Origin of the sequence: Aureibacter tunicatorum, from assembly GCF_036492635.1 — a bacterium.
GTDB classification, from domain to species: domain Bacteria; phylum Bacteroidota; class Bacteroidia; order Cytophagales; family Cyclobacteriaceae; genus Aureibacter; species Aureibacter tunicatorum.
In genome coordinates this window covers 36,579-63,100 of the sequence record NZ_AP025306.1, presented here as the reverse complement: position 1 = coordinate 63,100, position 26,522 = coordinate 36,579, and the positions used below count along the sequence as shown (strand labels likewise).

Annotated in this window: 26 protein-coding genes; 9 read left to right on the top strand and 17 right to left on the bottom strand. The window is 36.7% G+C overall.

Annotation, left to right across the window (positions count from 1 at the left end):
• Positions 1–20: 20 nt before the first annotated feature.
• The 7 genes from AABK36_RS20380 to AABK36_RS20350 all read left to right on the top strand — a co-directional run bounded on the left by AABK36_RS20380 (position 21) and on the right by AABK36_RS20350 (position 7,786).
• Positions 21–1,289 carry a ferritin-like domain-containing protein gene (locus AABK36_RS20380; protein ID WP_309940635.1) on the top strand — a complete coding sequence of 423 codons (1,269 nt, stop codon included), beginning with the start codon at positions 21–23 and terminating at the stop codon, positions 1,287–1,289.
• 155 nt (positions 1,290–1,444) lie between these two features.
• Positions 1,445–2,131: an EboA domain-containing protein gene (locus tag AABK36_RS20375; RefSeq protein ID WP_338390339.1), complete on the top strand. Its 687-nt coding sequence runs from the start codon at positions 1,445–1,447 to the stop codon at positions 2,129–2,131.
• Between the two features lie 25 nt (positions 2,132–2,156).
• On the top strand, positions 2,157–3,062 hold the full coding sequence (locus tag AABK36_RS20370; protein WP_309940641.1) for a TatD family hydrolase: 906 nt from the start codon (positions 2,157–2,159) through the stop codon (positions 3,060–3,062).
• Positions 3,062–3,952 (top strand): UbiA-like protein EboC, encoded by an 891-nt coding sequence (gene eboC, locus AABK36_RS20365; protein WP_309940645.1) that lies wholly within the window; start codon positions 3,062–3,064, stop codon positions 3,950–3,952. The genes AABK36_RS20370 and eboC overlap by 1 nt, the downstream gene beginning before the upstream one ends.
• A 38-nt stretch (positions 3,953–3,990) precedes the next feature.
• A complete protein-coding gene (locus tag AABK36_RS20360; RefSeq protein ID WP_309940646.1) occupies positions 3,991–5,169 on the top strand; it encodes a 3-dehydroquinate synthase in 1,179 nt (392 codons plus the stop codon).
• Positions 5,166–6,374: a metabolite traffic protein EboE gene (gene eboE / locus AABK36_RS20355; RefSeq protein ID WP_309940647.1), complete on the top strand. Its 1,209-nt coding sequence runs from the start codon at positions 5,166–5,168 to the stop codon at positions 6,372–6,374. The genes AABK36_RS20360 and eboE overlap by 4 nt, the downstream gene beginning before the upstream one ends.
• Positions 6,371–7,786: an alkaline phosphatase family protein gene (locus tag AABK36_RS20350; RefSeq protein ID WP_309940648.1), complete on the top strand. Its 1,416-nt coding sequence runs from the start codon at positions 6,371–6,373 to the stop codon at positions 7,784–7,786. Before eboE ends, AABK36_RS20350 begins: the two co-directional genes overlap by 4 nt.
• Here the strand turns inward: AABK36_RS20350 and AABK36_RS20345 are convergent.
• Positions 7,743–8,327, bottom strand: coding sequence for a uracil-DNA glycosylase family protein (locus AABK36_RS20345; protein WP_309940649.1), 585 nt, complete (start codon positions 8,325–8,327; stop codon positions 7,743–7,745). The two genes, AABK36_RS20350 and AABK36_RS20345, sit on opposite strands and share 44 nt — an antisense overlap.
• Positions 8,328–8,370: 43 nt before the next feature.
• Positions 8,371–8,778, bottom strand: a complete 408-nt coding sequence (locus tag AABK36_RS20340; protein WP_309940651.1) for a GNAT family N-acetyltransferase — start codon at positions 8,776–8,778, stop codon at positions 8,371–8,373.
• Positions 8,779–8,963: 185 nt separating this feature from the next.
• Here AABK36_RS20340 and AABK36_RS20335 point away from each other — a divergent pair, with 185 nt between their 5' ends.
• Both AABK36_RS20335 and AABK36_RS20330 read left to right on the top strand, forming a co-directional pair.
• The gene (locus AABK36_RS20335; RefSeq protein WP_309940653.1) at positions 8,964–12,473 is read left to right on the top strand and encodes a hypothetical protein; all 3,510 of its coding nucleotides are present in this window, start codon (positions 8,964–8,966) and stop codon (positions 12,471–12,473) included.
• Positions 12,474–12,486: 13 nt separating this feature from the next.
• Positions 12,487–13,395 carry a hypothetical protein gene (locus tag AABK36_RS20330; protein ID WP_309940655.1) on the top strand — a complete coding sequence of 303 codons (909 nt, stop codon included), beginning with the start codon at positions 12,487–12,489 and terminating at the stop codon, positions 13,393–13,395.
• Between the two features lie 5 nt (positions 13,396–13,400).
• Here the strand turns inward: AABK36_RS20330 and AABK36_RS20325 are convergent, their stop codons facing one another.
• The 15 genes from AABK36_RS20325 to AABK36_RS20255 all read right to left on the bottom strand — a co-directional run bounded on the left by AABK36_RS20325 (position 13,401) and on the right by AABK36_RS20255 (position 26,361).
• Positions 13,401–14,768, bottom strand: a complete 1,368-nt coding sequence (locus AABK36_RS20325; RefSeq protein ID WP_309940656.1) for an amino acid permease — start codon at positions 14,766–14,768, stop codon at positions 13,401–13,403.
• A gap of 109 nt (positions 14,769–14,877) precedes the next feature.
• The gene (locus AABK36_RS20320; protein WP_309940658.1) at positions 14,878–15,588 is read right to left on the bottom strand and encodes an energy transducer TonB; all 711 of its coding nucleotides are present in this window, start codon (positions 15,586–15,588) and stop codon (positions 14,878–14,880) included.
• A gap of 33 nt (positions 15,589–15,621) precedes the next feature.
• On the bottom strand, positions 15,622–16,347 hold the full coding sequence (locus AABK36_RS20315; protein WP_309940660.1) for an energy transducer TonB: 726 nt from the start codon (positions 16,345–16,347) through the stop codon (positions 15,622–15,624).
• A 12-nt stretch (positions 16,348–16,359) separates the two neighbouring features.
• On the bottom strand, positions 16,360–17,190 hold the full coding sequence (locus tag AABK36_RS20310; protein WP_309940662.1) for an energy transducer TonB: 831 nt from the start codon (positions 17,188–17,190) through the stop codon (positions 16,360–16,362).
• Positions 17,190–17,696 (bottom strand): O-acetyl-ADP-ribose deacetylase, encoded by a 507-nt coding sequence (locus AABK36_RS20305; protein WP_309940665.1) that lies wholly within the window; start codon positions 17,694–17,696, stop codon positions 17,190–17,192. The genes AABK36_RS20310 and AABK36_RS20305 overlap by 1 nt, the downstream gene beginning before the upstream one ends.
• A gap of 28 nt (positions 17,697–17,724) precedes the next feature.
• Positions 17,725–18,267, bottom strand: coding sequence for a hypothetical protein (locus AABK36_RS20300; RefSeq protein WP_309940667.1), 543 nt, complete (start codon positions 18,265–18,267; stop codon positions 17,725–17,727).
• The gene (locus tag AABK36_RS20295) at positions 18,264–18,737 is read right to left on the bottom strand and encodes a GNAT family N-acetyltransferase (RefSeq protein WP_309940668.1); all 474 of its coding nucleotides are present in this window, start codon (positions 18,735–18,737) and stop codon (positions 18,264–18,266) included. Before AABK36_RS20295 ends, AABK36_RS20300 begins: the two co-directional genes overlap by 4 nt.
• 793 nt (positions 18,738–19,530) lie before the next feature.
• The gene (locus AABK36_RS20290; protein WP_309940670.1) at positions 19,531–20,958 is read right to left on the bottom strand and encodes a leucine-rich repeat domain-containing protein; all 1,428 of its coding nucleotides are present in this window, start codon (positions 20,956–20,958) and stop codon (positions 19,531–19,533) included.
• Between the two features lie 214 nt (positions 20,959–21,172).
• The gene (locus AABK36_RS20285; RefSeq protein WP_309940672.1) at positions 21,173–21,634 is read right to left on the bottom strand and encodes a GNAT family N-acetyltransferase; all 462 of its coding nucleotides are present in this window, start codon (positions 21,632–21,634) and stop codon (positions 21,173–21,175) included.
• 307 nt (positions 21,635–21,941) lie between these two features.
• The gene (locus tag AABK36_RS20280) at positions 21,942–22,967 is read right to left on the bottom strand and encodes a serine hydrolase domain-containing protein (RefSeq protein ID WP_309940674.1); all 1,026 of its coding nucleotides are present in this window, start codon (positions 22,965–22,967) and stop codon (positions 21,942–21,944) included.
• Between the two features lie 35 nt (positions 22,968–23,002).
• Entirely contained in the window at positions 23,003–23,668 is a 666-nt protein-coding gene (locus AABK36_RS20275; RefSeq protein WP_309940676.1) for an HAD family hydrolase, read from the bottom strand.
• On the bottom strand, positions 23,668–24,330 hold the full coding sequence (locus AABK36_RS20270; protein WP_309940678.1) for a class I SAM-dependent methyltransferase: 663 nt from the start codon (positions 24,328–24,330) through the stop codon (positions 23,668–23,670). Before AABK36_RS20270 ends, AABK36_RS20275 begins: the two co-directional genes overlap by 1 nt.
• Positions 24,331–24,337: 7 nt before the next feature.
• A complete protein-coding gene (locus AABK36_RS20265; protein ID WP_309940679.1) occupies positions 24,338–25,030 on the bottom strand; it encodes a hypothetical protein in 693 nt (230 codons plus the stop codon).
• Positions 25,031–25,043: 13 nt separating this feature from the next.
• Positions 25,044–25,490 carry a hypothetical protein gene (locus AABK36_RS20260; RefSeq protein ID WP_309940682.1) on the bottom strand — a complete coding sequence of 149 codons (447 nt, stop codon included), beginning with the start codon at positions 25,488–25,490 and terminating at the stop codon, positions 25,044–25,046.
• A 4-nt stretch (positions 25,491–25,494) separates the two neighbouring features.
• Entirely contained in the window at positions 25,495–26,361 is an 867-nt protein-coding gene (locus tag AABK36_RS20255; RefSeq protein WP_309940684.1) for a DUF4349 domain-containing protein, read from the bottom strand.
• Positions 26,362–26,522: the final 161 nt, after the last annotated feature.

Sequence of the window (26,522 nt, the reverse complement as noted above, 5' to 3'; positions counted from 1 at the left end):
TGCCACAAAACTGAATCACCATGAGCTCAAATATAAAATTCAACAACATAAAACTTCTTGAGGCTATTTCATTGGACAAAAAAGGAATGGACCTTGGGAATCTTGCAACTGATAAAAACCTTCAACAAAAAATCATACACCTCCTTCGCCATAGTCTTCAAAACGCTATAGAGCTGGAACATGCTACCATCCCCCCTTACTTAACTGCACAGTTTACATTATTCAATACACAAAATGATGTGATTTCGAAGCTCATCGAATCAGTCGTTGTTGAAGAAATGCTTCATTTGACTATTGCCAGCAACCTACTAAATGCCATCGGCGGGCATCCTGTCTTGAATAAAAAAGATTTTGTCCCCGAATATCCTGGCCCACTTCCGGGAACTGTGGCTGAAGGATTAATAGTTCCTTTGGAAAAATTCTCGAAAGAATTGCTGGAAAAAGTATTTATGGTGATAGAAGAACCTGAGGATCCTATCATTATCAAAACGGAACTGTCAAAAAAAGGTGTGAAAACCAGCTTTATCGATGATACGCTATCACAGTTAAATGAATTGATACAAAAAGACAGTCTTACCATTGGAGAGTTTTATGATTTGATAAAAAAAGGACTCATTATCATGAATCATATTACTAAGGGAAAAGTATTTTGTGGCGATAAAGCTCATCAAGTAGTCAATCCTAAATGGTTTTCCGCGAATGAATTATTCGCAATCACTGATTTGGATTCCGCCCTTCGCGCCATTGATGTCATTATAGATCAAGGTGAAGGAACATCCACTGATCCATTCATCAAGGCAGAGGACAATCAACCCAGTATCAACCCGGAACCTGCTCATTACTACAGGTTCCAAGAAATCGTCAAAGGCTACAAACTGATTGCAGACAAAGATGCTCCTACGGGATACGCATACGCAGGTCCTCCAATTCCATTCAATGGCAAAGTTGCCAACATGTATGCCAATCCCAAAATGGAAGGCTACCCAAAGAATTCATTAGCATATGCTAACAGCAATCTTTTTAATTATTACTACACTAATCTTTTAAACTGCCTGCACATCACATTCAATGGCGCACCAAACCAACTGAGCAACGCCATGGGACTTATGTATTCAATCAGATTATATGGCCTCAAGTTATTGTCACTGCCTGATCCAAATAATCCCGGCTATGTCGCAGGCCCAAGTTTTCAATTCATAACAGAAGACGATCTATCAGATACAGAACTTCTTGAAGTTCGTCAAAACGAAAAAATGCATTCGCATGCCAAAAGACGCAATCGTAATTAAGGCCGTGCATTTCTATAAATTTAGTGAGCAGAACTATTTCTCACTTCTTTGACAATTTATTTTTCATGGACTCGCCAAACCAAAATATTGGCTGTCCTAAACTAAGATTAAGAGATATGATATCATCATTAAAACCAGTGCTTTTCCAAACCTGTATGAATAGGCTCAAGCAAGAACTTGAGCCTGACAACTTTAATTGGCTAGAAAAGACTTGCCAAGAAGTTTCCGACACAGGACTAAATAGCAAATCCAAATTCTCCTTTAGTTTGATCTCTAGAAGAATTAACCAAAAAGATATCTCCTTTGAAAATAAAGAAAAAGAATTTACAGAAAGCATACATCCTTACTTCAATCAACTTAATTGGAATAATCAAAATATCTCAAGATTGGCCTTTCTGCTTTCATTAAATGAAAACAGCCTCAAAGACGAACTAAAAAGCCTCTGTGATTATGCCAGCGTAAAAGAACAAGCAAGCATATATCAATCCATGCATTTTATAGATACGGAAGGAAAATGCGCGCCTGTTTTTCAAGAAGGCATAAGAACCAATGTCATTGAAACTTTCGATGCTCTGGCTTTAGCAAATCCTTACCCTTCATTGTACCTAAATGAATCAGCTTGGAATCAGATGATACTCAAGTCCATATTCATGAACAGGCCATTGAACAAAATTCACGGCCTTGAGGATAGAAACAACCTTAAACTTGCACACTCATTAAGAGATTATGCGTTGGAAAGAAAATCCGCTGGAAGAAATGTCCCTGACACTCTTTGGAGCCTTATAGAGCCTTTTAAAGAGCAAATCGAAGGTATAGACGAAATAATTTCAATACAAAAATAATATACACTTTTTAAACCCTAAAGACATGCATTTTATTGATCCGCACATTCATATGGTCTCTCGCACTACCGATGATTATGAAAGAATGAGAGCCGCAGGCATAGTTGCTGTTATAGAACCTGCATTTTGGCTGGGACAGGCCAGAACTTCAGCGGGATCATTTTTCGATTACTTTAGCTCATTAGTCAATTGGGAACGATTTCGAGCTTCGCAATTTGGCATCAAGCATTACTGCACGATAGGCCTTAACTCCAAAGAAGCCAACAACGAGACATTAGCCGAAGAAGTCATGGAGATGCTTCCGCAGTTCGCAGTAAAAGACGGCGTGGTAGCCATTGGAGAAATTGGCTATGACGACCAAACTGCCGCCGAAGACAAATATTTTCGTCAGCAAATCGAACTAGCAAAAGAACTCAATCTCCCTGTCATGGTCCACACACCGCATCGCGACAAAAAAAGCGGGACATTGAAAAGCATGTCGGTATTGGAAGAACATGGCATTGAGCCTCATATGGCAATCATCGACCACAACAATGAAGAAACAGTGAAAGATGTGCTTGACAGAGGTTATTGGTGCGCTTTCACAATTTACCCTAACACTAAAATGGGCAATGAAAGAATGGTCGAAGTTGTCAAGCAATATGGCTCCGAAAGAATTATTGTTGACAGTTCGGCGGACTGGGGTGTAAGCGATCCTCTTTCAGTTCCTAAGACGGCTTCGCTCATGCTTGAAAGAGGTATTGACAAGAAAGACGTCCAACTAACCTGTTACCAAAACGCTTTGGATGCATATAGCCAAAGTGGCCAATTCAATGAAACAGATTGGATGATGGATATACAAATCGACAAGCAAGAGTTCTTGGATGGAAATACTGTATTGAGGGGACAAGAATTCACGAAGCAGACTTTTTCCAATATCATTGAAAATTAATGAAAAAAATCGGACACTTTTTAACATTAGCCAGACCTGCAAATATTGTAACAGCTATCGCTGATATATTAGCTGGTGTGGCTATTGCCTTAAGCCTTTCAAGTCAAGTCACCAGTCTGCAGATCATTGACATTTGCCTGCTGATTGCCAGCACTATCGGGCTATATGGAGGAGGCATAGTCTTCAATGATATCTTTGATTTGCAAACTGACAAAATCGAAAGACCCGAAAGAATACTTCCAAGCGGAAAGCTCTCGCTAGAAGAGGCCATGCTATTCGGAAGCTTGCTATTCTCTTTTGCAATATGCTTTGCGTTCATAGCCAGCAGCACTAGCGGAGTGATCGCTATTTGCATCATGCTTTTGGCTTTGTCTTACGACAAATTAACCAAAAGACATCAAGTCATAGGGCCATTGAACATGGGCTTGTGCCGATCCTTCAACCTTCTTCTAGGAATTAGCATTATCCCAAGCGCTTTGAATCAATTTTGGTTTCTGGGATTTATTCCCTTAGCCTATATCGCAGCGATTACTCTTGTAGCTCAAAAAGAGAATACGGGCAAAAATAAAAACTCCATTCTATACGCTATATTTCTGGATACGGCAGTAATGATAACGCTTTTGATTATAGTCTATTATCATTCAACAACATTCTGGACCTCGCTGCCTTTCATTATATTCTGGTTTGGAATCAACTTAATAGCGAAAAGCAATGCGTATCAAAAAAACAATCCTGAAAAGATCAAGAAAGCAGTAAAAATAGGAGTGATATCTATCATTCCTCTTAATGCGATCTATGTCGCCGGCTTTATGGACTGGACTTATGGATTCCTATTAATCGGGTTGCTTCCAATATCTTTTCTCCTCGCTAAAAAATTCGCGGTTACCTAGACGCTAACAAACCTATTACAAGCCCTTTAATCCAACTTATGAATAGATCAATACATCAAGAATTCAACGTATCATTCGAATATAAAATCTTATTTACCAAGGATATTTTCAGTCTGGAGAACTCCTTATTTGCCAACACTTTGCAAATAGATGATTCAAATGTCAATGTGCTCATTGTAATTGATCAAGGAGTATACAATGCGCACCAAAAGATCAAATCCAAAATCAAGGAATACCTCAAGTTCAATTTCCCAGACAATAATCTTTGTTATAGCTTTTATATCGTCGAAGGTGGCGAAGCCGCTAAAAATGAAATGAAATACATCGATGCGATATTGGAAAGAATCAATTCTGAAAACATTGATCGGCACTCATATATCATTGCTATCGGCGGCGGAGCTGTGCTAGACATGGCAGGATTCGCTGCATCCATAGGACACAGGGGAATCCGTTTAATCAGAGTGCCAACCACCGTCCTTTCCCAAAACGATTCAGGTGTCGGCGTTAAAACGTCAATCAATTATTTCAACAAAAAGAACTTTGTTGGGACATTTCAAACTCCATATGCGGTAATCAATGACTCAAACTTTCTAAGCACGCTTACTGACAAAGATTGGAGATCAGGCATCTCCGAAGCCATAAAGGTCGCCTTAATAAAAGACACTGTATTTTTTGATTGGATCGAAGAAAATGCCCAAAATCTTAAAAACAGGGATTCGCAAGCAATGGAGTATCTAATATATAGATGCGCTCAACTGCATGCTGAACATATATCAAGTTATGGAGATCCATTCGAACAAGACTCTTCAAGGCCCTTGGACTTTGGCCATTGGTCTGCCCACAAGCTTGAGTCAATGAGTAATTATCAAATCACACATGGCGAAGCAGTCGCTTATGGAATCATACTAGACAGCTGTTATTCCTTTATTGTTAATTTGATTTCAGAAAAAGACTTTCATAGAATTCTTGATTGTTTCCTGAAAATCGGGTTTGAATCCGGCATTGATAATTTTATCGAAAAAGGTTTTAATGAGCTATCATTCAACAAGCAAATCATCAAAGGCTTGGAAGAATTTCGCGAACATTTAGGCGGAAAACTCACAATCATGCTGCTTGAAGAAATCGGCAAAGGTATCGAAGTCAATGAAATTGATATTGATACGCTAAACAAAGTGGCTGCCTATTTTTCAAAAATCCATCAAGAACAACTTCCATGAATATCAACAATCGTTCACATCTAACGTATTGCACCAATATGCATCCGGGAGAAACATGGCAAGAAACGTTTGAAGAGTTAAAAAACAACTTGCCTTATGTGAAGCAATCTGTTTCTCCTCATCAACCATTCGGCATCGGTTTAAGGCTTTCTCACCAAGCTTCACTAGATATTCTAGCAGGTGATCACCTAAGCAAATTCAAGCATTGGTTGTATGAAAATGACTTATATGTGTTTACTATCAATGGTTTCCCTTACGGAAAATTTCATTTTGAAACTGTAAAAGACAAAGTTCATTTACCCGATTGGACAACAATTGAACGGCTTGAATACACCGAAAGACTGAGCTCTATCCTTGCGCATATGCTGCCAGAAAACATGGAAGGTGGAATTTCTACTTCGCCAATTTCATATGTCCATTGGCACAATAGTGTTGAGAATAGAATTTCTGTCAAAAAAACAGCCGCCAAGCAATTTGCCCAACTGGTCATCTATCTGCATAAATTAGAGAAAGCTACTGGCAAATGCATCCATATTGACATCGAACCCGAGCCCGACGGCATGCTGGAAAACTCCACAGACTTTATTTCATTCTTCAATGAATTCCTTTTGACGTTTGGCTTGGAAGTGATAGCACAAGAACTGAACATCGAAAAGCATATCGCAGAACAGCATATACGTAGGTACATAAGACTGTGCTATGATATCTGTCACTTTTCCCTTGCTTATGAATCGCCAACGAAAGTCGTTCAAAGCATGAAAGATCATCAACTGAAAATTGGCAAAATTCAAATCAGTTCGGCTTTAAAATTCAGTAATAAGTCGAATGAAAATCATTCAACAGTCATCAGCCAATTCAAGCACTACGACGAACCTATTTACCTTCATCAAACAGTTATTAAACAAGAAAACAAGATTACCAAATACAGCGACTTGGGACTTGCTTTATCACAATTTGACAACGACAAAATTGAAGAAATAAAAACGCATTTTCATGTCCCTATATTCACTGAGGATTATGGACTTCTTAGCTCAACTCAAGAAGATATTATCGATGCATTGAAGCTTTGGAAAAAAGAACCCTACGCTGATCATCTGGAAGTAGAAACCTACACATGGCAAGTACTGCCACAGTCCATGCAAATGTCCATTCAAGAAGGGATAACGAAAGAGTTAAAATGGGTACTTAATCAATTAAGCGAATGAATAGAGTTGCGTTAATCAATGTAGTGGGGCTAACCCAAAAGATACTTGAAAATGAAAAATTGTTTTTATCAAAATGGGCAAAAAGCAAGGCCATAAACACTATAGTACCTGTCATTCCGGCTGTCACCTGCAGTGCTCAATCCACATACCTTACAGGATTATGGCCCTCCCAACATGGCATCGTTGGGAATGGCTGGTACAATAAAGAGCAATCGGAAGTTCAATTTTGGAAGCAATCCAATGCCTTAGTGCAAGGAGAAAAAATATGGGAAACCGCAAAAAAGATAAATGCTTCATTCACATGCGCGAATACTTTCTGGTGGTACAATATGTACTCTAGTGTTGACTATGCGATTACGCCCAGACCACAATACAGAGCCGATGGAAGAAAAATCCCTGATTGCCATTCTTCTCCTTCTGAGCTGAGAGATACTCTTCAAGAAAAGTTAGGCGTATTTCCTCTGTTTGACTTTTGGGGGCCAAACACCAGCATCAAATCTAGCCAATGGATCGCTGAGGCTTCAAAAATCATCGAGAATGAATTCGAACCCACACTGCAACTCGTCTATATTCCTCATCTAGATTATTGCATGCAAAAAAACGAATTTGACTCGCCTTGTGTTCAGAATGATATCCAAGATCTGGATATATTGCTCAAAGAACTTATTCAATATTTTGAGAATAGAAATGTAGAACCCATTCTTATATCAGAATATGGGATTGTTCCGGTCGACTCTCCAATCCACATTAACCGAATATTGAGAAAAAAAGGTTTTTTATCCATTCGCAAAGAAGGCCAAAAAGAGTATTTGGATGCCGGAGCAAGCAAAGCTTTTGCAGTTTCTGATCACCAAATCGCCCATATCTATATCAAAGATTCTTCTCTAATAAACTCCATTAAAAGTGAATTGGAAAATATCCATGGAATCATGAGAGTTCTCGATCGCAAAGAGCAAAGTAAATATCGCCTTGACCATTCGAGAAGCGGCGATCTCGTATTGTTAGCGGAAGAAAATCATTGGTTCACATATTACTTCTGGGAAAATAACCAATACGCTCCCGACTATGCCAAAACAGTGGATATACACAGAAAGCCCGGCTATGATCCAATAGAAATGTTTTTTGATCAAAATCAACAATTTCTTAAAGCTAAAATTGGTATTAAACTGCTTAAGAAAAAAATTGGAATGAGAACGCTAATGGATTTTATACCATTGGATGCGAGTTTAGCTAAAGGCTCTCACGGTATTGCTCCGACATCAGATAAAGACAAGCCTGTGCTTATCAGCAATGAAAAATTTCAAAGCTTGAAAGCCATAGACATTAAAAATATCATTCTAAAAAATATATTTGATGAAAAAATCTCTACTAAATGTGAAGTTGTAGAAACTTGCGATACACTTCAAGTTTAACCGCTAGAGTTTCTCCTTTGCGACCACGGCTTAATGGGCTTGGCAGTAAAATACACCGCATTGGTTTATCATTCAACCATACATCAGCAAAATGTCCATCTTTGATGTCGTAATGCAAACTATTGCAAGAAACTGGGCTTTTTGACTTCAATGCATGCAAAAACCATTTTGCTGAGTTTTTATACACAAAATATAAAGTGCTGACATTGGTATTTCTGATCGTCTTGGCAACATCAAGATACGACATTGGGATAATATCACTGTCTTGCACTGAATTTTCTTTTTTTCGATCATATGTGTAAATCATATCGCACATCCCCAAATTCATCGAATACAGCAAATCAATTTTTTCTTTTTCAGACAACTCATTCGATCCTTTTGTTATTTCTCTCAAATTATTCTTGACAGAATAAAGCAAATCCCAAAGCCTTGTATTCCTTGAGTTCGAATAATAAAAGGGCGCAGTATCGGGAGGCAAAGTCCCAATCAGCATTCCTTGTGTCTGGCTATCAAGTATTGGCTTAAATGGATGAGTTTTCATCTTTCTACTACTAATAAAAGCATATTAATCAATCCTAAGAAAGTTAATGTTCCTTCCCATCATAAATCCACATCGGCACAGTATCACCAGCTTTTTCAAAACCAATCTTCTCGTAAAACGCCACTGCTTCACTATCAGCGGTCAGCATTTGCATATGAAAGCCATCGTAAATATTAGCCATCCTTTTCATGATCAACTTGCCTATGCCCTTGCCTTGAAAATCAGGATGCACCAACAAGTGCGGAAAATACACCACCATATGTCCATCGGAAATCGCATTTCCCAAGCCCGCTAATTTATCCCCGCACCAAGCAGTAACCAAAGAATGCGAATTAGCCAAAGCTTGCATCAATACATCAGGCTTGTCGGCAGCACTCCAACCATTCGCTCTGTACAACTCCAATACGGCTTGATCTTCCAATAAATCATCTTCTCTCAACTCAATTTTCATAGTCTCTCAACAAGTAAATTATCTCTAAATAAATCCAATAATATAATGCAAATTAAAAATTTTCACATATTAATTATTTTATTTTTTCATAGCAATATATAAATTAACAAATAATCGCTTGAGATCTGCTATTCAATTCATGTCTCAGCTACTGTAAATTAATTTTTTTAACCCTCGCAAACAAAATGGAACTGTATAAAGGCAAATCATTGTATTCACTACAAACAGAAAAACGTGACGAACTCTCCAAAGATCTTCAAAGCGCGATATCTATCCATCCTCCGGGATATTTTCTAGACAAGCTTAATGCCTCGAAAAACAAGCATGCTGATAAAATAAAAGTCAAGGAAGCAAAATCGCTATTGAACAATCTTAGCCAACGATTAAAGGAAAGCGCCGACACAATACCATTCACACGCTACAGAGCTTTGGACATTGATTGGAATTCAGTCGTGCCCACCAATATCTACGACAAAGATCTTGATTTGCAATTCACGAAAAAGATGTTTGAGGACTCTTGGGGACAAAAACCTGATGACCAAAAAACTATACATGATTTCTATTCTCAAGATATAACTGCTAATGACTATCTGGTCGAAAGTGAAAATAAGAGCATCAAATTTTCAGGCTTGAAAATTCCTCTTCTAACTTTAAATCAAAACGCCTGTCTTTTTGAAAAAGATGACGAAGGCTATTTATTGATTGGCAAAGAACTAAATTTCATCAAGGATTATGATAACTCTTGGGATAGAGTAAAGCGTATTTACAAAGTTAAAGTTATCGACAAATTCACTTTCGATCTTTCCTACGATCCTATTTCTGTATTCGGTCATTTCAAGCCAATAACGCTTCCGAATGAAATTAATCCACTTAACCGCGAATCAGATGCGATCAATCTCGCTAATTTATCAATTGAAAGCGATCCTCCCAATTTGCCTCAAATTGGAAATCCAATAGGGAGCGATGTTGGGTTACCGCCACATCGTTGGAGAATCAGCATCGACAGGCCAATCGACCTCAAGCTTCCAACAAACTTCGAATCGGAAAAGGACTTATGGGAAAAACTAGAAAAGCTTCCAGATTCAGCTATTGTAAATATTGAATCGGTTAAAAATAAAGTTTTGCTATGGCTGGATGGCATAGAAGCTGATTACAAGCGAGAAGAATTGCTTAAAAGATATAATTCTGAAGAATTAGGCTACAAACTATCGATCGCGATCCCTAAGGAAAATGAATATAGAGAAATCGCTCTAGGCCCTCAAAAAGGAAATAGTCATGAAATAAATGCAACCCATGCCCATACCTTAACCTTGCCTAAGTATGAATTTGCTGAAATTCCTTCCCAATCCCACATTGCCATAGACAAAGCGAGCAACAGGCAATATCTTCTGCAATTAAGAAAAGGATCCGAATTTGAGAATAAAGACATTGCTACCAATAAGGATTGGGAAGAAATATGGAATGAGCATATCGTAGGCGTTCAACTTTTGCACCCATCAGATATAAATGAAATCTTAAGCGAAGAAAACTCAAGCATATCTGATCGCTATTCCATTGGTAGAAACGAAGCTCGACTGATCCTGGAAAAATATCGTCTGTTAGTTTCTGAAAAAGATGTGCTGTCCGGGCATATTTCAGTCGTTGAAAAGCTTTTTGATTCTTTGTCAGCCTCATCGGAAGCTGCTTTGTCAATCAACTATGATGAACTAAGCAATATCAAATTAAACAGCATCTCCAAAAGGCTTCTTGACCTTAAGAAAAGAGCTCTGGAAATCGACCAACTTCTTCATCAACTTCAAGCAGATGCTTCTGAATTGGGCTATAAATTATTCTTGAAATCACCGGACAATGGCTTAAGCGACAATGGCCAAACCTATTCGCCTTACAAACATGAGTCAAAAGCACCAGATCATATAAAAAATCTTAAAATACCTATTCCTCAACCCGGCAATCTCTATAAAGTAACGATAAAAGCCCTTACCTGGACGGAGGTGCACACCAAACGGGTGAAAAGAAAAGAAAGAAATGGCAGAACTTGGTATGGAAGACGAAAATACAAATGGGTCACTAAGACTATTCGCGAAAATATTCAGAGAAGAGATTCCTACACAAGCTATATACCGATCAATCCCGGTGAAGAAATCTGGGAAACACATAAAAATCAGTTAATAGCCGCAGGCAAAAAAGTATTCATCTTAAAAAAACTTAATGGCGAATACATCTCCAATGATGGTCCGAGTTTGATTGACTTAATGGAAAGAGCCATTGTCGATGAAGAATACCGCAAAAATCTAGTCGTATTCATTCCTGTCTATGATTATTCGTTTGCCTCTGGAAATGTGATAACGCATTATGATGTCATCAATCGACCAATGCCTGGAATGTCTCCAATTTCACTTCCTCAAATTCATTTGAAAGAGCACTTGGAATATCGACGCACATTAGCGGGAACAGAACTTGGCGAACTAAGCAGCAGCATAAGCCTGTCACCTGGAGAGAAAAGGGAAATCACTTATCAACGTAGATTCGAAAACAAGCTGGATAAACGAAAAACCATCAAGAACTTTTTGGATATCACGACAGGCAATGACACTTCATTCGAGCAAAAGCTGGAAGAAGAAGTAAGAACTGAATCAAACGACAGTTCTTCCGAATCATCCAACTTAAGCGGACAAGCATCAGGCACAAACGGCCAAGTATCCGGTTCGGCAAGCTATAGCGAAAACAGCCAAGACTCATCTTCCCTAAGCGAGTTCACCAAAGACTTTCAATCCACTGCTGACAAAGCCGCTCGCAGATATTCAAAATCTGTCAAAGATGAAACTGTGGAAGACATTTCCGAAATTATTTCATCCAGCAATGAAGAATCCGTTTCCATGAGCATAGAAAACATCAATCAAGGTGTTTCATTGAATCTAATGTTCCATAAACTTTATAATGCTTACTATGCAGGCGTATTCATGAAAGATTTTGAAATCCAAATTACGCATCCTATTGAAGTGATTCAAGATACAGGCATTACGCACAAAGTGAATATCAGTCGGTCAAAAAGCGAATCTCTTTACGAATATCTAAATGACTTCATCCAAGTCGCGGCTTATGGAGTATCTCAAGAAAGCGAATCAAATATATTCAAGTTGGTTTGCCAATCCATCACACAAGTCATCAACAATGATTATCTCAGAGATTTAAATGAAGTATTCTCCATGTCCAGTTCAAATGGAGCTGATTCGCTTTCGCCGGCCCCTTCAGACGTGATGAAAAGTATTCTAATCAATAACCATCCTATTTCAACGCATTTCATCAGTCTGCCAAGCAAAGCAACATATGTGGATTCTCTATTGGGCGTGAACCCAAGCACAGAGCCATACTCGGAAGCAATGAGAATGGAGCAATTGCGCAGAGCTTCCATGGAAACGAATCTTATTGAAGCTCAAAAGGAATTGCTGGAAAGAAACAGCCAATTAAACTTGGTAAAGAACAATACATTCACCGCTCGAAAAGAAGAGAATCAAGTTCAAATCCAGTTCGAATCCGAACTATCTCAAGGAAACTGGCTGGCAATGCATAAAAACAGTGTCATCGGATTGGTGAATTCGCAAAACGAAACCATCCCAACGATTGACAACGATATTGACATCAACCTGATTAGAATTGTCGACTTGGTGAATTTAAAAGAAATCAGACAAAACTAAAGCTATAATTAAAGTGAATAAACAGTTTGATCCGGCATTAAATAACGCTAACGGAGCGGCCATTGCTCCGCTAGCGTCTTTTTCTCAAGATTTTAAAAAAAAGGATGAAGTTTCTGTTGAAATAGAGCTTCTAAAGGAACTTGTCATAGCGAAAAGCAAAGACCCTATCAATATTATGGAGGCAAAAGATGTAATCAAATGGCTTAAAGACTACAAAGTAAAGCATGTTCAAAAAAGCGAAACGTTTGTCATCATCACCAAGACAGTCATCAAAAGCCACATCTTGAGTGGAAGCGATGAAATCAAAGACATCTTTATTTCCTTGAATCAGCGCATACAGGTTACGCGTATTTCCTCTATTATGCTGCATGAACGCAAAGGCTTTAAAAGCATTCCATCTTCATTAAACTTGGTGGTATCATTCGCAACCTCCAAAGCGCCTCAACACATCATGGAAGATAGAATCGCCGACGCTATTGGCGAAAGCATTTCCGTGGGCCTGAAGTTCGGAGCCGGTGAAGTTGCCAATAAACTTGGCGTTGAGGCAATGAAAAGCACCATTCGACATGCAACAGCTAGATTAATCGGAGTATCAGCAGCAAGAGCACTAGCAGGAGCATCTATCATTGCCGCTATTGCCCCGGCTGCTGGTGCCGCTGGTGTTATCATCATTTCTATCGCTATCGGAGTAGGAATCGACTATATTGACAAGAAACTCAAAATCACAGAAAAGACCATTGATATCTCCAATAACATTGGGGACAGTCTTTCTCAAGCATATCAATACCTTACAGCAAAAGATGGGTTTGAATTATTAAAATCAGACTTTAAGCAATCAGACATATTTAAAGAAATAGCAAAAGCTACGACGATGTCAGATATGGATTGGTACAGACAGCTGACCAAAATGCCTATTTATTAGATGACCTATCTTTTTTTATAAATCAATAGCCCAACAATTATAGACAGTATAGTCATCGCAAGCATAATATATGGATAAGCCGTTTTTAACTCCTGCGACAAAGAGCTTAATGGAATAAAACCAACCAACAAACAAATAAAAATCACAACTATCCCAGAAATTGAAACGGCCCACATCCCAAAATTGCCAAAAGGTACTTTGTAGGGTCTTTCTTGTTCGGGGTATGTATATCTCAGCTTTATCGCGGACAAAAAAAGTAAAATATACATCACTGCATACAATATCACCGCCAAGGAAGTAAGCCATATAAACGCGGCGTTCACATCTTCAAAAAACAATACCGACAAACTCACCAAAGTCAATAAGACGGCTTGCATGAATAGCAACCTTACAGGCACATTGTATTTATTAACTTGGTTGAAATACGAAAAAAACTCTCCCTTAAGAGACGCTTGATATAAACCATCCACGGGCCCGGATACCCAAGTGCTGACTTGTCCCGCTGTGCCAAAAGCAATCAAGCCGGCGATTATCGGCATTAAAAACTCCAGATTATATTCGCTTAGATAAGATGTGAAAATCTGCATCACGCCTGACGACTCGCTAATTTGATGTGCGGGAATCTTAATATAAATCGACAAGGCTCCAAGCAAGGTAAACACAAAAACCATTATCACCGCTAAAAATATTCCTTTGGGATACGTTGAAGATGGATTGTCAACATTATTCGCTATATGCGCAGAAACTTCGATTCCCACATATCCGAAAATAAATCCCATCAACATGATCAACCTGTTTTTGTCGCCTAAATTCGGAATCCATTGATCATAATTCATTGGAACATTTATGCCAGACCATCCATTCTTGGCGAATTCCAGCATTCCAAAAGCGATCAACAAAACAGTTGGAAGCAATACACCCAAAGCCAAGGCCCAAGAACTAATCTTGGTCGCGACACCTTCGCCATACAAATTATCAAATGTCAGCAGCCAATACACTGCGACCATAGCGGCAAAGATGAACCAAGGATTCATTGCCAAAGGAGGGTGAATTATGTATGCGACAGTAGTGCCAATATAAGCCAAGATAGAAGACATGCCAAACATGCTTTGCAACCATTGAAGCCATGTTGCCAAAAAGCCAATCCGCTCGCCAAAACTAAGCCTCACCCAATGATACACACCTTCTGCCTTTGGCCAACCTGTGGCCAATTCCGCAGATACCAGCGCTACGGGGATAAGAAAAAAGAATGCTGTCAGAATATTGAAAAAGAACATTTGCATGCCTGTAATGGCCATCATAGGCATATTACGCAAAGTCATAAACAAGGCCGCGGACACAAAAGTTAAACGCAACAAACTAATCTTCTTCATCTCTGATATTGGCTAATTACAGAATCTTAAAAAACAATTCTCGTATTTAATAAATCCTCTAAGCTGAAGGAAGTTCTGATAATTTCATTAATTATTTCTTACAGAAATATCAATCGCGTTTTGTAAATACTATCGGCAACACCATTCTTACTGGAACTTTTTGCCCTCTTTGTTCTCCTGGAATGAATTTTATATTTTTATTACTTATTACTCTTAAAGCTTCTTTGTCGGCTTCAGTACTTAAACCTTTCAGTACTCTTGGATCATAAATATTTCCATCTCTGCCAATGACAAATTCTATAAATACCCTTCCTCCCTTTTTTAAATCAGAAGGATATTTTATTTCTTCTGAAATGATTTGATTTAATCCCTTCATTCCTCCATCTAAATATTCAGGCATTTTATCTACAATAACATAAGTTGTATCAACACACTCAGTTATTTCACCTTCGATTTCAATATCTACGTCACTAAAATTTTCAATATCTCCTAATAAAATTTCTTCTGAAGAATTTAGTGTATCATTTTTATTTTGAGGATTCACTTGTGCTTCAGCATCAATAGCCAAACTACTCGCAGCAATAACAGTAGCAGCTGCATATTTATAAAAACTTGAATTTAGCTGAGATTTTTTGAACCGGCCACAAACGCTGCCCTTATTTTCTTTCTTGATTTGCTCTAGATCTTCTAGGGTCTTGTCAGTAAAATCATAGACCAACTTTTCACATGAATCACAGAAACGTCCGTCATTTTGAAGCTTCATATCATCATATCTTTCCAGACAAGGAAATTTAAGCGAGATGTTTTTAATTTTGGCCATTAATTATAGTATTTTTTATGATCAAAGAATAGTTTATTGTTTTTTGAATATTATTGGAATAATCATTTTTTGCGCATATAATTCACCATTCAATATAAAAGGTGTGAATTTATCTGGTATCAAATTAAATAGTCTTAATGCTTCTTTATCAGCGTCAGGACTTAAGCCTCTCACTATTTTTGGATTCATTATATTGCCTTCTTCATCTACAATAAATTCGACAAATACTTTTCCATCAAGTTTTAAATCACTTGGGTAAACTAATTCAGTATTAAAAAATTCATACAACCCTTTCACTCCTCCTCCTAAATATTCAGGATATTTAGGGTCCACAATAAAATGATCGAACGATTCATTCTCTTCTGGAGGAAGTTCGTTTTCGATAATAAAGTTATAAATCTCGTTATCGTCAAATTCTTCAATATCACCAATAATAACTGACTCCGAACTCATCGTTGAATCATTGTTATTTTGAGGATTCACTTGCGCTTCAGCATCAATAGCCAAACTACTCGCAGCAATAACAGTAGCAGCTGCATATTTATAAAAACTTAAATTTAGCTGAGATTTTTTGAACCGGCCACAAACGCTACCCTTATTTTCTTTTTTGATTTGCTCTAGATCTTCTAGGGTCTTGTCAGTAAAATCATAGACCAACTTTTCACATGAATCACAGAAACGTCCGTCATTTTGAAGCTTCATATCATCATACCTTTCCAGACAAGAAAATTTAAACGAGATGTTTTTGATTTTGGTCATTGGGTTAAAGTTTTATTTTAAATGATAGATAATAGGTAAAGCCATTCTTACAGGAACTACTTTGCCGTCATGAATACCAGGTGTAAATTTAATGTCTTCGCTACTTAACACTCTGATGATTTCTTGATCGTATTCAGCTCCCATACTTTTTAGAACTTTAATGTTTGTAATCTTCCCTTCAATACTAATTATAAATTCAGCGAAAAATCTAGTATTCAGTCCACTATATTTGTCTCGATTAATCCCTTTGAAACTAGTTCGTTTACTGATCATTTTATAAAACCCTGCATATCCTCCATCAATATATTCCGGCATTTTATCAACAATCGTATATACAGAATCGTAATGGATTGTGCTTAGGCTGTTTTTTAATTTATTTTCCGCTATAAGTCTTCTCGTTTCTTGATTGAATTCTGTCACCCCAAGATTAAAATCGCCAAAAGAAAGACATGAATTTCCAAAACCTACATAAAAAATGGAATCGCTCCCCAATGACTTACTTCTTGCATATGCCTCATCATAAGCCCCTTGACCTCTTAGAATAATAATGGGCTTGCCCTGCTCAAAGAATTTTCTAGAAACAAGTTTTATTTGTTGAATAATCAGATGCGTAAAAGCAGAATCCTGAGATACTTCTAAAAACGTAAGCCCTGATAAGCCACAAACATGAATGCCATTGTACATTGGATGTATCTGAGAATAATCAATTGTATCCATACCCTCAAAGCAATGATTGATGATTTCTAAGTTCTTTTCTTTAAAAAGCTTCTCAGCTACGTCTTGAGCGAGCAAAGGGCAACACAATCCGTAAAAAATCAAAAACAAAAATATTCTACTCATCATCAAATCAACGCTTCATAGATCTTGAAATTATCATCATCAAAACATACAAAAGTGATCGTCTTTATATGCTGAGGAGCAAATGACTTAACCGCTTCAACAGCAACTTTTGCAGCCTCCTCCTTAGGGAAACGATAAATGCCAGTGCTGATATTGGGAAAAGCAACGGACTCGTACTCATTTTCATCCGCTAACTTTAACGCATTAAGATAGCAAGAACTTAATAAGTGTTTTTCATCTTTACCCCCTCCATTCCATACCGGACCGACTGTATGGATCACTTTTTTTGCAGGCAAGTTCCCAGCGGTAGTCATGACAGCTTCGCCTGTTTTGCAACCGCCTTGCTTATTTCTGATTTTTCTGCATTCTTCCAGTATCGCAGCCCCTCCAGCTCTATGAATCGCTCCATCCACTCCCCCGCCTCCCAGAAGCGAAGAATTTGCTGCGTTCACAATGACATCCACCTCCTGTTTTGTAATATCACCTTGGATTAATCTAACTTTAATCATTATAATTACCTAATGTTAATAATATAATTTAAGTATTTAAAAAATTATCACATACTTTTTCCGCTAGTTTTTCCTCTCGATACATCTCATGAATAGCATTATCGATTATTTCATATCCAAGGTTCATTGACTCTAGCCAATCGCTGTCAGGTTTGTGCGCATCCAATTGTCCATAAAGCAAAGTGCAGTTCCCCTTTATTGGTTTGGTTTCGTAGCGAAGTCTTGTAGAAGAGATCAAAATCATATTTTCCACGTTCAAACTCTTCAAGCAAGCTTTCCATGCTATCGTACCGCCTATACTAAATGCGATAATATTAATCTGTTCGCTCTCCAATTCAATAAGTTTCGCAACAGCCTTTTCGATTCCTCCTTCGATGAATTGTTTATGAATGAGCCCCTTATCAGAAATGCTCTTATCTATCCCTGCCAGTTCTTGGGCACAGTATACTCTTATGTCATATTTACTTTCAAATGGCTTAGTGTACTCATTCATCCATGACATATTTTCTTGCTTGCCGCGGATATCAGAAATAAATATCAATCTAGGGAGTGTTGTCTTGTTATCGCTCATAAAGTATTGTCTTTTTTCCAACGGATCTTGACCGCTGACAAGATTTCCAACTCCAATCGTATATCCGAAAGTTCTTTGAAGCCATTTTTTAAATAAAATGGCAATGGCGTGCGATAATTTTCACCATTTCTCTTCAAATCATCCGAATGATCAATAACCCAACCATTGAGTTCAGATCTTTCCTCTTTGACAAGGTTCAATAGTTTAGACCCAAAACCTTTGCCTTGGCATTTAGAATCTACAATAATAGCAAACCACCTTTCTTCTTCACGAATAAAATCAAAATACCAACCAACGATTTTATCATTCTCCACCACAATCATGTGCGACGAATCTTGAAGATTCTGAAGGTAAGAATCAAAATCCGCCATAGTTTTATAAGCAAGCTTCTTCGGGTATTCATTATTCCAAAGCTTAAGAATTTCGGACTTTTGATGGTCGGAAAGTACTCGAGTATGTATGATGATCATAATAAAATATTAGTTTATGTTTATCACGATTAGCTATCTATGTCTTTCTAAATCATTCTCCTTTATTACACTACCCGATGATTTTTTTAACATACGTATCCGTCGGTTAGCTATTTGTAATACTTTTCAGATTATTTGACAAGTTTTACCTTTTATATAAATCCCCTTCTGAAAACACTGAACTGTGGATAGCCATGTTTCTTTTACTTAACGATTCAATTCTGCTTTTTTCTATTTCAGTAGACCAACGAATCGTATTTGAAATCTTTATTCCCATTATTATAGCCTATGACTTTACTTGCTTTCGTCTGATGATTTACTGAAACAATGATATTTTATGCTCGTTTTTAACTTTTAACTCCATCTGTGTTTCCTTTTAATTCTTTGCCATCAATGCTTGAGATGAGTTGATCTTTAGAAGTATTGATCTATAACACGGTTAAATCTCTCATAATCAAAGTGATTCATGATTCTGTTGAGTTGTATGATACTAACACAGCTTACTAGTGAAAAATCTAAATCTAATGGACAAATCAAAGTAATAACGCTTCATATTTCAATGAATCATGGACAAACTTAGCTTACCGTTTGTTCTGAAAATGGCAAATAGTAAAAGCTAATTCATTCTTTTTCCCTCGATTATCGCGATGATCTGAAAGACTGGCTTATAAATTTAAGGAATAACTCTTAATTTCGTTTTTTAGAATGCATCATAGTATTTTCATAATACAAAAAATGAAGCACTCTCGCTTTTTATGAACAAGACTTAAAAGCATATTAAGTGTATTTTCTTTTATTTGATAATACTTTCCTTTTTTTCAATATTATTTATCCCTTTGTATATAGGAGTTAAATTTTCATCAAAAACAAATACTGAATCATGGATGATAACACTTTTTAATGGATTATAATTAAAAGGATAACCTTTAATATTTTTTACTGAATGGGGAATGGTAACACTCGTCAATTGATTATCAGAGAAAGCTGAGTCTCCAATACGTATCACTGAATTGGGAATAGTAACACTCGTTAATTCATTATTAGCAAAAGCCCATGCTCCAATACTTATTACTGAATTAGGAATAGTAACATTCGTTAGCTTATTATTAGAAAAAACTGATCTTTCAATATTTGTTACTGAATTAGGAATGGTAACATTCATTAGTTGATTTTTATTAAAAGCGAACTCTCCAATAATTGTTACTGAATTAGGAATAGTAACATTCGTAAGCTTATTATCAGAAAAAACTGATCTTTCAATGCTTGTTACTGAATTAGGAATGGTAACACTCGTTAATTGATTATCGGAAAAAGCACTTCCTCCAATACTTATCACTGAATTAGGAATGGTAACATTCATTAGTTGATTATTATTAAAAGCGAACTCTCCAATAATCGTTACTGAATTAGGAATAGTAATATTCGTTAGATGATTTCGATTAAAAGCAAACTCTCCTATAATTTTCACTGAATTAGGAATGGTAACACTCGTTAATTGATTATTTGAGAAAGCTGATTCTCCAATACTCTTTACAGAACTAGGAATGATAATACTTTCTAATCGATTAATATCAAAAGTCCTTTTTCTAATAATTGATACTGACTTAGAAATATTAACGCTCTTTAAATCATTATGATGAAAAGCCCATCCTCCAATATTTTTCACTGAATTAGGAATAGTAACACTCACTAATTGATTATAAGAAAAAGCTGATTTTCCAATGCTTTCCACCGAATTAGGGATGTTAATGCTCTTTAAATGGTTATTATAAAAAGCCCCATCTTCAATACTTTTCACCGAATTAGGAATAGTAATACTATCTAGTGTATTATAAGAAAAAGAATATTCTTCAATGCTTTTTATTGAATTAGGAATAGTAACACTCCTTAATCCATTCTTAGAGAAAGATGACTTTCCAATATTTGTTACTGAATTAGGTATAATAATTTTTCTTAATTTATTTTTAAAAAAAGAAGAATCTTTAATATTTATCACTGAAGTAGGAATGGTAACACTTGTCAATCCTTTTTGATAAAAAGCCTTTTTTCCAATACTTGTTATAAAATCAGGGATAACAACATCTTTAGAAACTCCATGGTAATCAATAATTTCAGTACCTGAAATCTCAAAATCTGGATAATCTTCAGCTCTTCTTCTAGAAGAGCAGTCAAATGACGTAATTAATACAATTAATACTAGTAGTATATTTATTTTATTCATGCTAACATATTTTTTATATAAAAAAATAAATATACTTATAAATTTTATTAAAATTAAATTTATTAAGAATCCTGTTAATATAATATTAGACCTTATCACGATTAGTTTTGTATAGATAAAAAAATGCTTTTAAATAGTTAAATTAGGACCTTCGACCTTCCCTTTATAACTAAATAAAAGCAATTATCAAAACTACATCATTAACGAGTCTATATCAAGCAGAATTTGAACAGTTGTTGCAAGTTTTTAACCCCATTGTATCGGAGAAATTGAAACCAACTTTCTGATAGCAGTTGATCGCTGCTTTATTCCAATCAAAGATATTGAGATCAACCTCTTGTTTCTCCGGATTTTCAAACATCAACTCTACCAAATTTCGAATAATCTGTCCTCCGATATTCATCCCTCTCAAATCTTTTCTTCCCAACAAAACTCTTGAGATCCTTCTGTTGCCATTTTCAAAATTCAATTCACAGTGGCCTATCGACTCATTTGTAGAAGACAATACTACTTTAAAAGGCTTCTTGTCCTCCATTTGAATATAATTCTTAAGCTGATCATCGGTCAGAGGATAATCGAATATCGATCCTGCAAACTGATAGAGTTCCTCCTTGCTGTTCACCCAGCTTATTAATGTCTCAAAATCTTCTTCTGTAAATGGTTTTAATTCGATCATCACTAGAAATTAATAATTGATAATAAATCTCAAGCACTAACTTAGCGCTTTTACCTAATTTCTGCATTTGACCGTTCAATGTAAACGATTCAATGACTTTATTTTTTCTACTGAACTCAAGTACCGCAATAATCTTGAATCTTCTTCTATACCAGACATTGTCGCGATTGATTTTTCAAACCATAATATTTTCCTGTAGAAGAAATACAAAGAAGGGTAACCAAGAGAATCATTAAAAGCTAATCATGATGAACATAATTCAGCACTTAGTAAAAACTACTTGCTTAATGAAAGAAACTCAAAATATTCACATCAACTTCATAAGTTCCGTATGCACTTCGAACACTTTTTTGAAATCATCCCTATCCTCCAAAGCATTGCATAATACAACCAAGCTTATCTTCGAAGCCGGATGATAATAATTCGCCAAAGCAAAACCCGGGGCAAAGCCCAATGCGCCGATCTGACTTTCCTTATGATTCTTTTTGTAAATCAATCCGTACCCGTATTCTACTTCCTCAAAAACCGGATGCTTTCTTGTCGCATATCTTGTTTTCATCAAGTCCAATGTATTCACGCTTACCAACTTGCCTGTATGAAGCAACACATTCCACTTCGCCAGATCTTCAGCATTAGAAATAAAAGAACCAGCAGCGGCATAATTCTGCAAACTGCTCGACGAGTATACTAAATCACCTCTCTCAGAGATCTCATAACCTTTGACCAAACGTTTGTAATTCTTACTCTTAGGATGAAACGTGTTTCTCAGTCCATATTCGTCGAACAAATTGCTTGACAAGTCCAAAAATGTCTTCCCCGTCTTCTTTTCCAAGACTTGGGCCAACAAATCATAGCCAAGTTGAGAATATTGGAATTGTGTTCCCGGCTCGAAATCTAACGGTTGGTTTATATCACTAATCCCATGAGTGTGAGCCAACAAATGGTGAATTGAAACCTCATCTTTCCAATCTTGCTTCAAATGTGTCAGATATTCACCTAACTTATCCTCCAAAACCAAATTTCCTTTCTCAAATTCTCGCATTACCAAAACAGCGGTAATCTGCTTGCTGATCGAGCCTATGACGAACTGATGTTCAAGTTTGAGTTGCGATTTTTCTTCAAGATCGGCATAGCCCAAAGCGGACTTGTACAATGGAATCGTATCTTTAGCAATCAAAACGACTCCATTGAACGCATGATTAGCTAAAACCGAATCCACTTGAGCGGATAAGCGATTATTATCAATATTTGTTACCTCATGTTTGGCAGTATTCGGAGAGCAACAAACAAAGATATGCAATGCGATCAGAATAAAGATATATAGCTTTTTCAATGGGTTTCAACTTATATTCAACAATACTTTTAATGCTACAGGCTTTCCGCTTTTGATTCTAAGCTAAACCCTGTTAAATCCCTCAATACTGTTTCAGCGCCATTTTCCAAAAGCAAATCATAATTAGTCTCGCCAACGCCTACAAACTCAAGATTTAAATTATTTGCCGTTCTCAAATCCCACAAACCATCGCCCACAGATACGATTCTTTCAAAAGTATCCACTCCGTAATATTCGGAGGCTTTGTTGATCGCTTGTTGCACGATCGCTTCCCTTTCGTAAATGTCATCTGAAGCGACCAATTGGGCCTCATCAAATTCAATCCCAATGGAGTTCAACTTATGCGATGCTGGCCTTCTCAACGATCCCGTTGCAAAACAAAAACCATATTGAGGGGCATTTTTCAAGGAATCTATCAATGCCTTAGCTCCCTTGATTTCATCAAACGCTTCTTGGCTTAGCTTGCTTGACAGCGCTTTTTCGAAAGCATCCTTCTTATCTCCTGTAAATGATGCCTGAAGGCTCGACTCGTAAATTTCCTTAGCTATAAAGCTGTCAGTATGATGCTTGAAAGATTTGAATTCAGCATGACTTTCCACGCCCATGTCCTTCAAAATTTCCGCAAAAGCTTGTTGATGTTGCTTGACACTATCGGTCAAAGTACCATCTATGTCAAATACGACAAGTATATTTCTATTCACTATTTTGTTAATTTACTAATTAAATAATCTCTATTAGCCAACTCAATCAACTGGCTATCCACGCGATCTTGTCTTTTGATAATTTCCATTATCCGCAAACTGGTTTCATCGATGAGCGAGCGAAATATTTCCTCATTGTATAATTCAAATCTATCATCAGCCAAAGGCAAATTGACCATAAATTCTTTCGTAGCAAAGGTAATCACCAATACGCCTCCAGGCTTCAATACTCGATAAATTTCTTTGGCAAAGGAAATCGGATTGCTCCAAAAATAGATCGTGTTCACCGTCATAATCTTATCAAACGCATTGTCTTCAAATGGCAAGAGCTCTCCGTCGTATACTAAAAACTCCGCTTGTCGCGCTTCAACATATTTTTTATTGATGCGAACAGCTTCCTCTTGCATCGTCTCTGAAATTTCCAAGCCTGTATAATGCAATTCGCCCGCGTCATCCATGATATCTGTAAGATGAAGGGCATTTCCATGACCGATTTCCAAAATAAGATTTTTATCGCTGGCGTTCAGCTCCTCTATCGAATAACGCACCATTTCCTTGTTTGTCTCATTCATCGCAAATGCTACATCGACACCATTCTTTCCGTCAGGTTTGCTTAATTGAGAAGAAAGCTCTTTCAATTCTATTTCTTTCTGAGAATTCATAATTGATTTACTTAGATTCTTTTATCGTATAATTTTTTATTGTTTTCTTTACTAAGTTCAAATCATTAGCACTTATATCAAAATCTCTCTGTTTTTCTATTTCAGAATTAACATCCCTTTTTAAATCTTCCAAATATTCATTTCCTTCATACAAGGAAGCTAGCTCCATCACATTTTCAATACTTCCTTGATTTATATCATCAGAATTAACAGCTAACATTGCAATAAAATGCTCAAGTGTGTCGCCAACCTCAAAGTAAATATCTGATCGTTCAGATTCTTCTTTGTCCTTTAAATCATTTACCAAAAGTGGTTCTTTATTACTTAGTAAATCTAGAATTTTGGACAATATGCTAATGGCATCTTCATAGGATTCAATTATGAATGCATTCTGGTCTTCGGAAAATTGAAAATTACTTTCAAAACCCAATGCAGTACAAACACGTTTTGCGACAAAAGCTTTATCTATAAGTTTAGCATTTTCAAATAAAGCATAAAATACCACTGTCCTTTCGGCAATACCTTCTGTATCCAGACAAAAAACAACACTCAATTCACTTTGCAAATCATCATGCTGATGAACTTCTATTTCAAGTGATACTTTTTCATCAACATCCCACCAATCGATACGCACAGATTCATATTCATATATAAATGAATTATACTCCTGTATACCAATACTTGCTAATAACTTTTCCAAATTAGTAATTAAATTAAAAAACATCCATCATTCCAAAGCCAATAGATGCATCCATTTTTCTAGAGCTGTATGAAGAATCTTGATCAACAAATACATTCCCATGCCTAGGTATTTTAGCCCAGTGTTTCTCTTCTTTATTTCTTATCTTCCAAAACTTCAGTTTTGACTCCAGCTTCGACGACTCTTGAGTTGAAAGTTCCGTTCTCATTAGCCCCTCGATCGCCTTGGCAGAAACAATTTGAATGGGATCGTCCACTAATTCAAACAGTATTTTTCTCGCTTCATCATCCTTTTCAAAATGAAGCAAGTACAGAATCATCTCCATTCTTTTCGAAAATAGAGAATGCTTCACTATAAAAATAAAGTTCCTAATCAATCCTTTTTCTTTCCACACATCATATGTATCAGCAGAAAAACGGACAAGACCCTTTTTGTATAATAGCTTAACTAACAAGTTCATATCCCTAACTTTTCCCAGACGCATTTTTTCTCCTAATCTTGCTTGCCAACCATTTTCTTTTCCAGACTAACACAACAGCTATTATCAACAGTGGCCAAATATTTACCATCGCCAATAATAGACTCGTTACAATAGACCAGCCATTGACAAAACCTTCCGCCAATTTTTCCGAATAAGGCTTTACATAAGCATAGGTTTCTTCAGTACGCTCTATCTCTTGAAAAATATTCAAGGTAATCGTGCTAAACTTGATCTGATCCTTCAAGTACCTAAATCGGCCTTCCTTTGCTTCGATTTCCTCTGTGATTTTGCGAATAGCTTCCTCAGCCTCAATGACATCTCTTATATTTCCAGTCTTATCCCTTAAAATCTGAATGTATCGCTCCCTAACTTCTTTTTTGGTTTTCAAGCGAATCTGAATATCAATAAATTCTTCAGTCACATCCTGCGATTTGATTTTGATATTCTTCATGGAAACAGATTCGCTTTTTAAGTCATTCAAAAGCGAATCAAATCGTGAACTCTCAACTCTTATGACAATTCTATTTGCTATTCGGTAATTATTGGAAGTCAGATTCATGTCTGAGATAAAAGCTCCATGCTTTCGGCTCAATTCGCCAATTCTACTTGTTGACTGATCCACATTTTTCACCTGAAACTCTACATTTGCGGACCAAATAATCTTACGTTCTTGCTGAATTTCCGATCTTCCAACGCCTGCATTCGCTGTCATTTTTTTTGCTGGGATATCAACCGCATGAACTTCTTCCCCAATCTCTGCCATCGCTTCTCCGTCATAAACAGCTTTTGATCCATCATGGCAAGCAAAACAAAAAGCCGACAGTAGTAAAAACAAAAATATCTTTTTCATAACATTCACGATTCCGACGATCTAAAAAATAAATTTCACTAGATAAAATATATAGGATCACAATTAGTTTTTTATGGTTTTTTAAACCTCCTCCTTTGTGTTCCCTCCAGAGGGAAATAAAATGGTATAAAAAATCAATTGCAACAATCTTTAGTATTCAA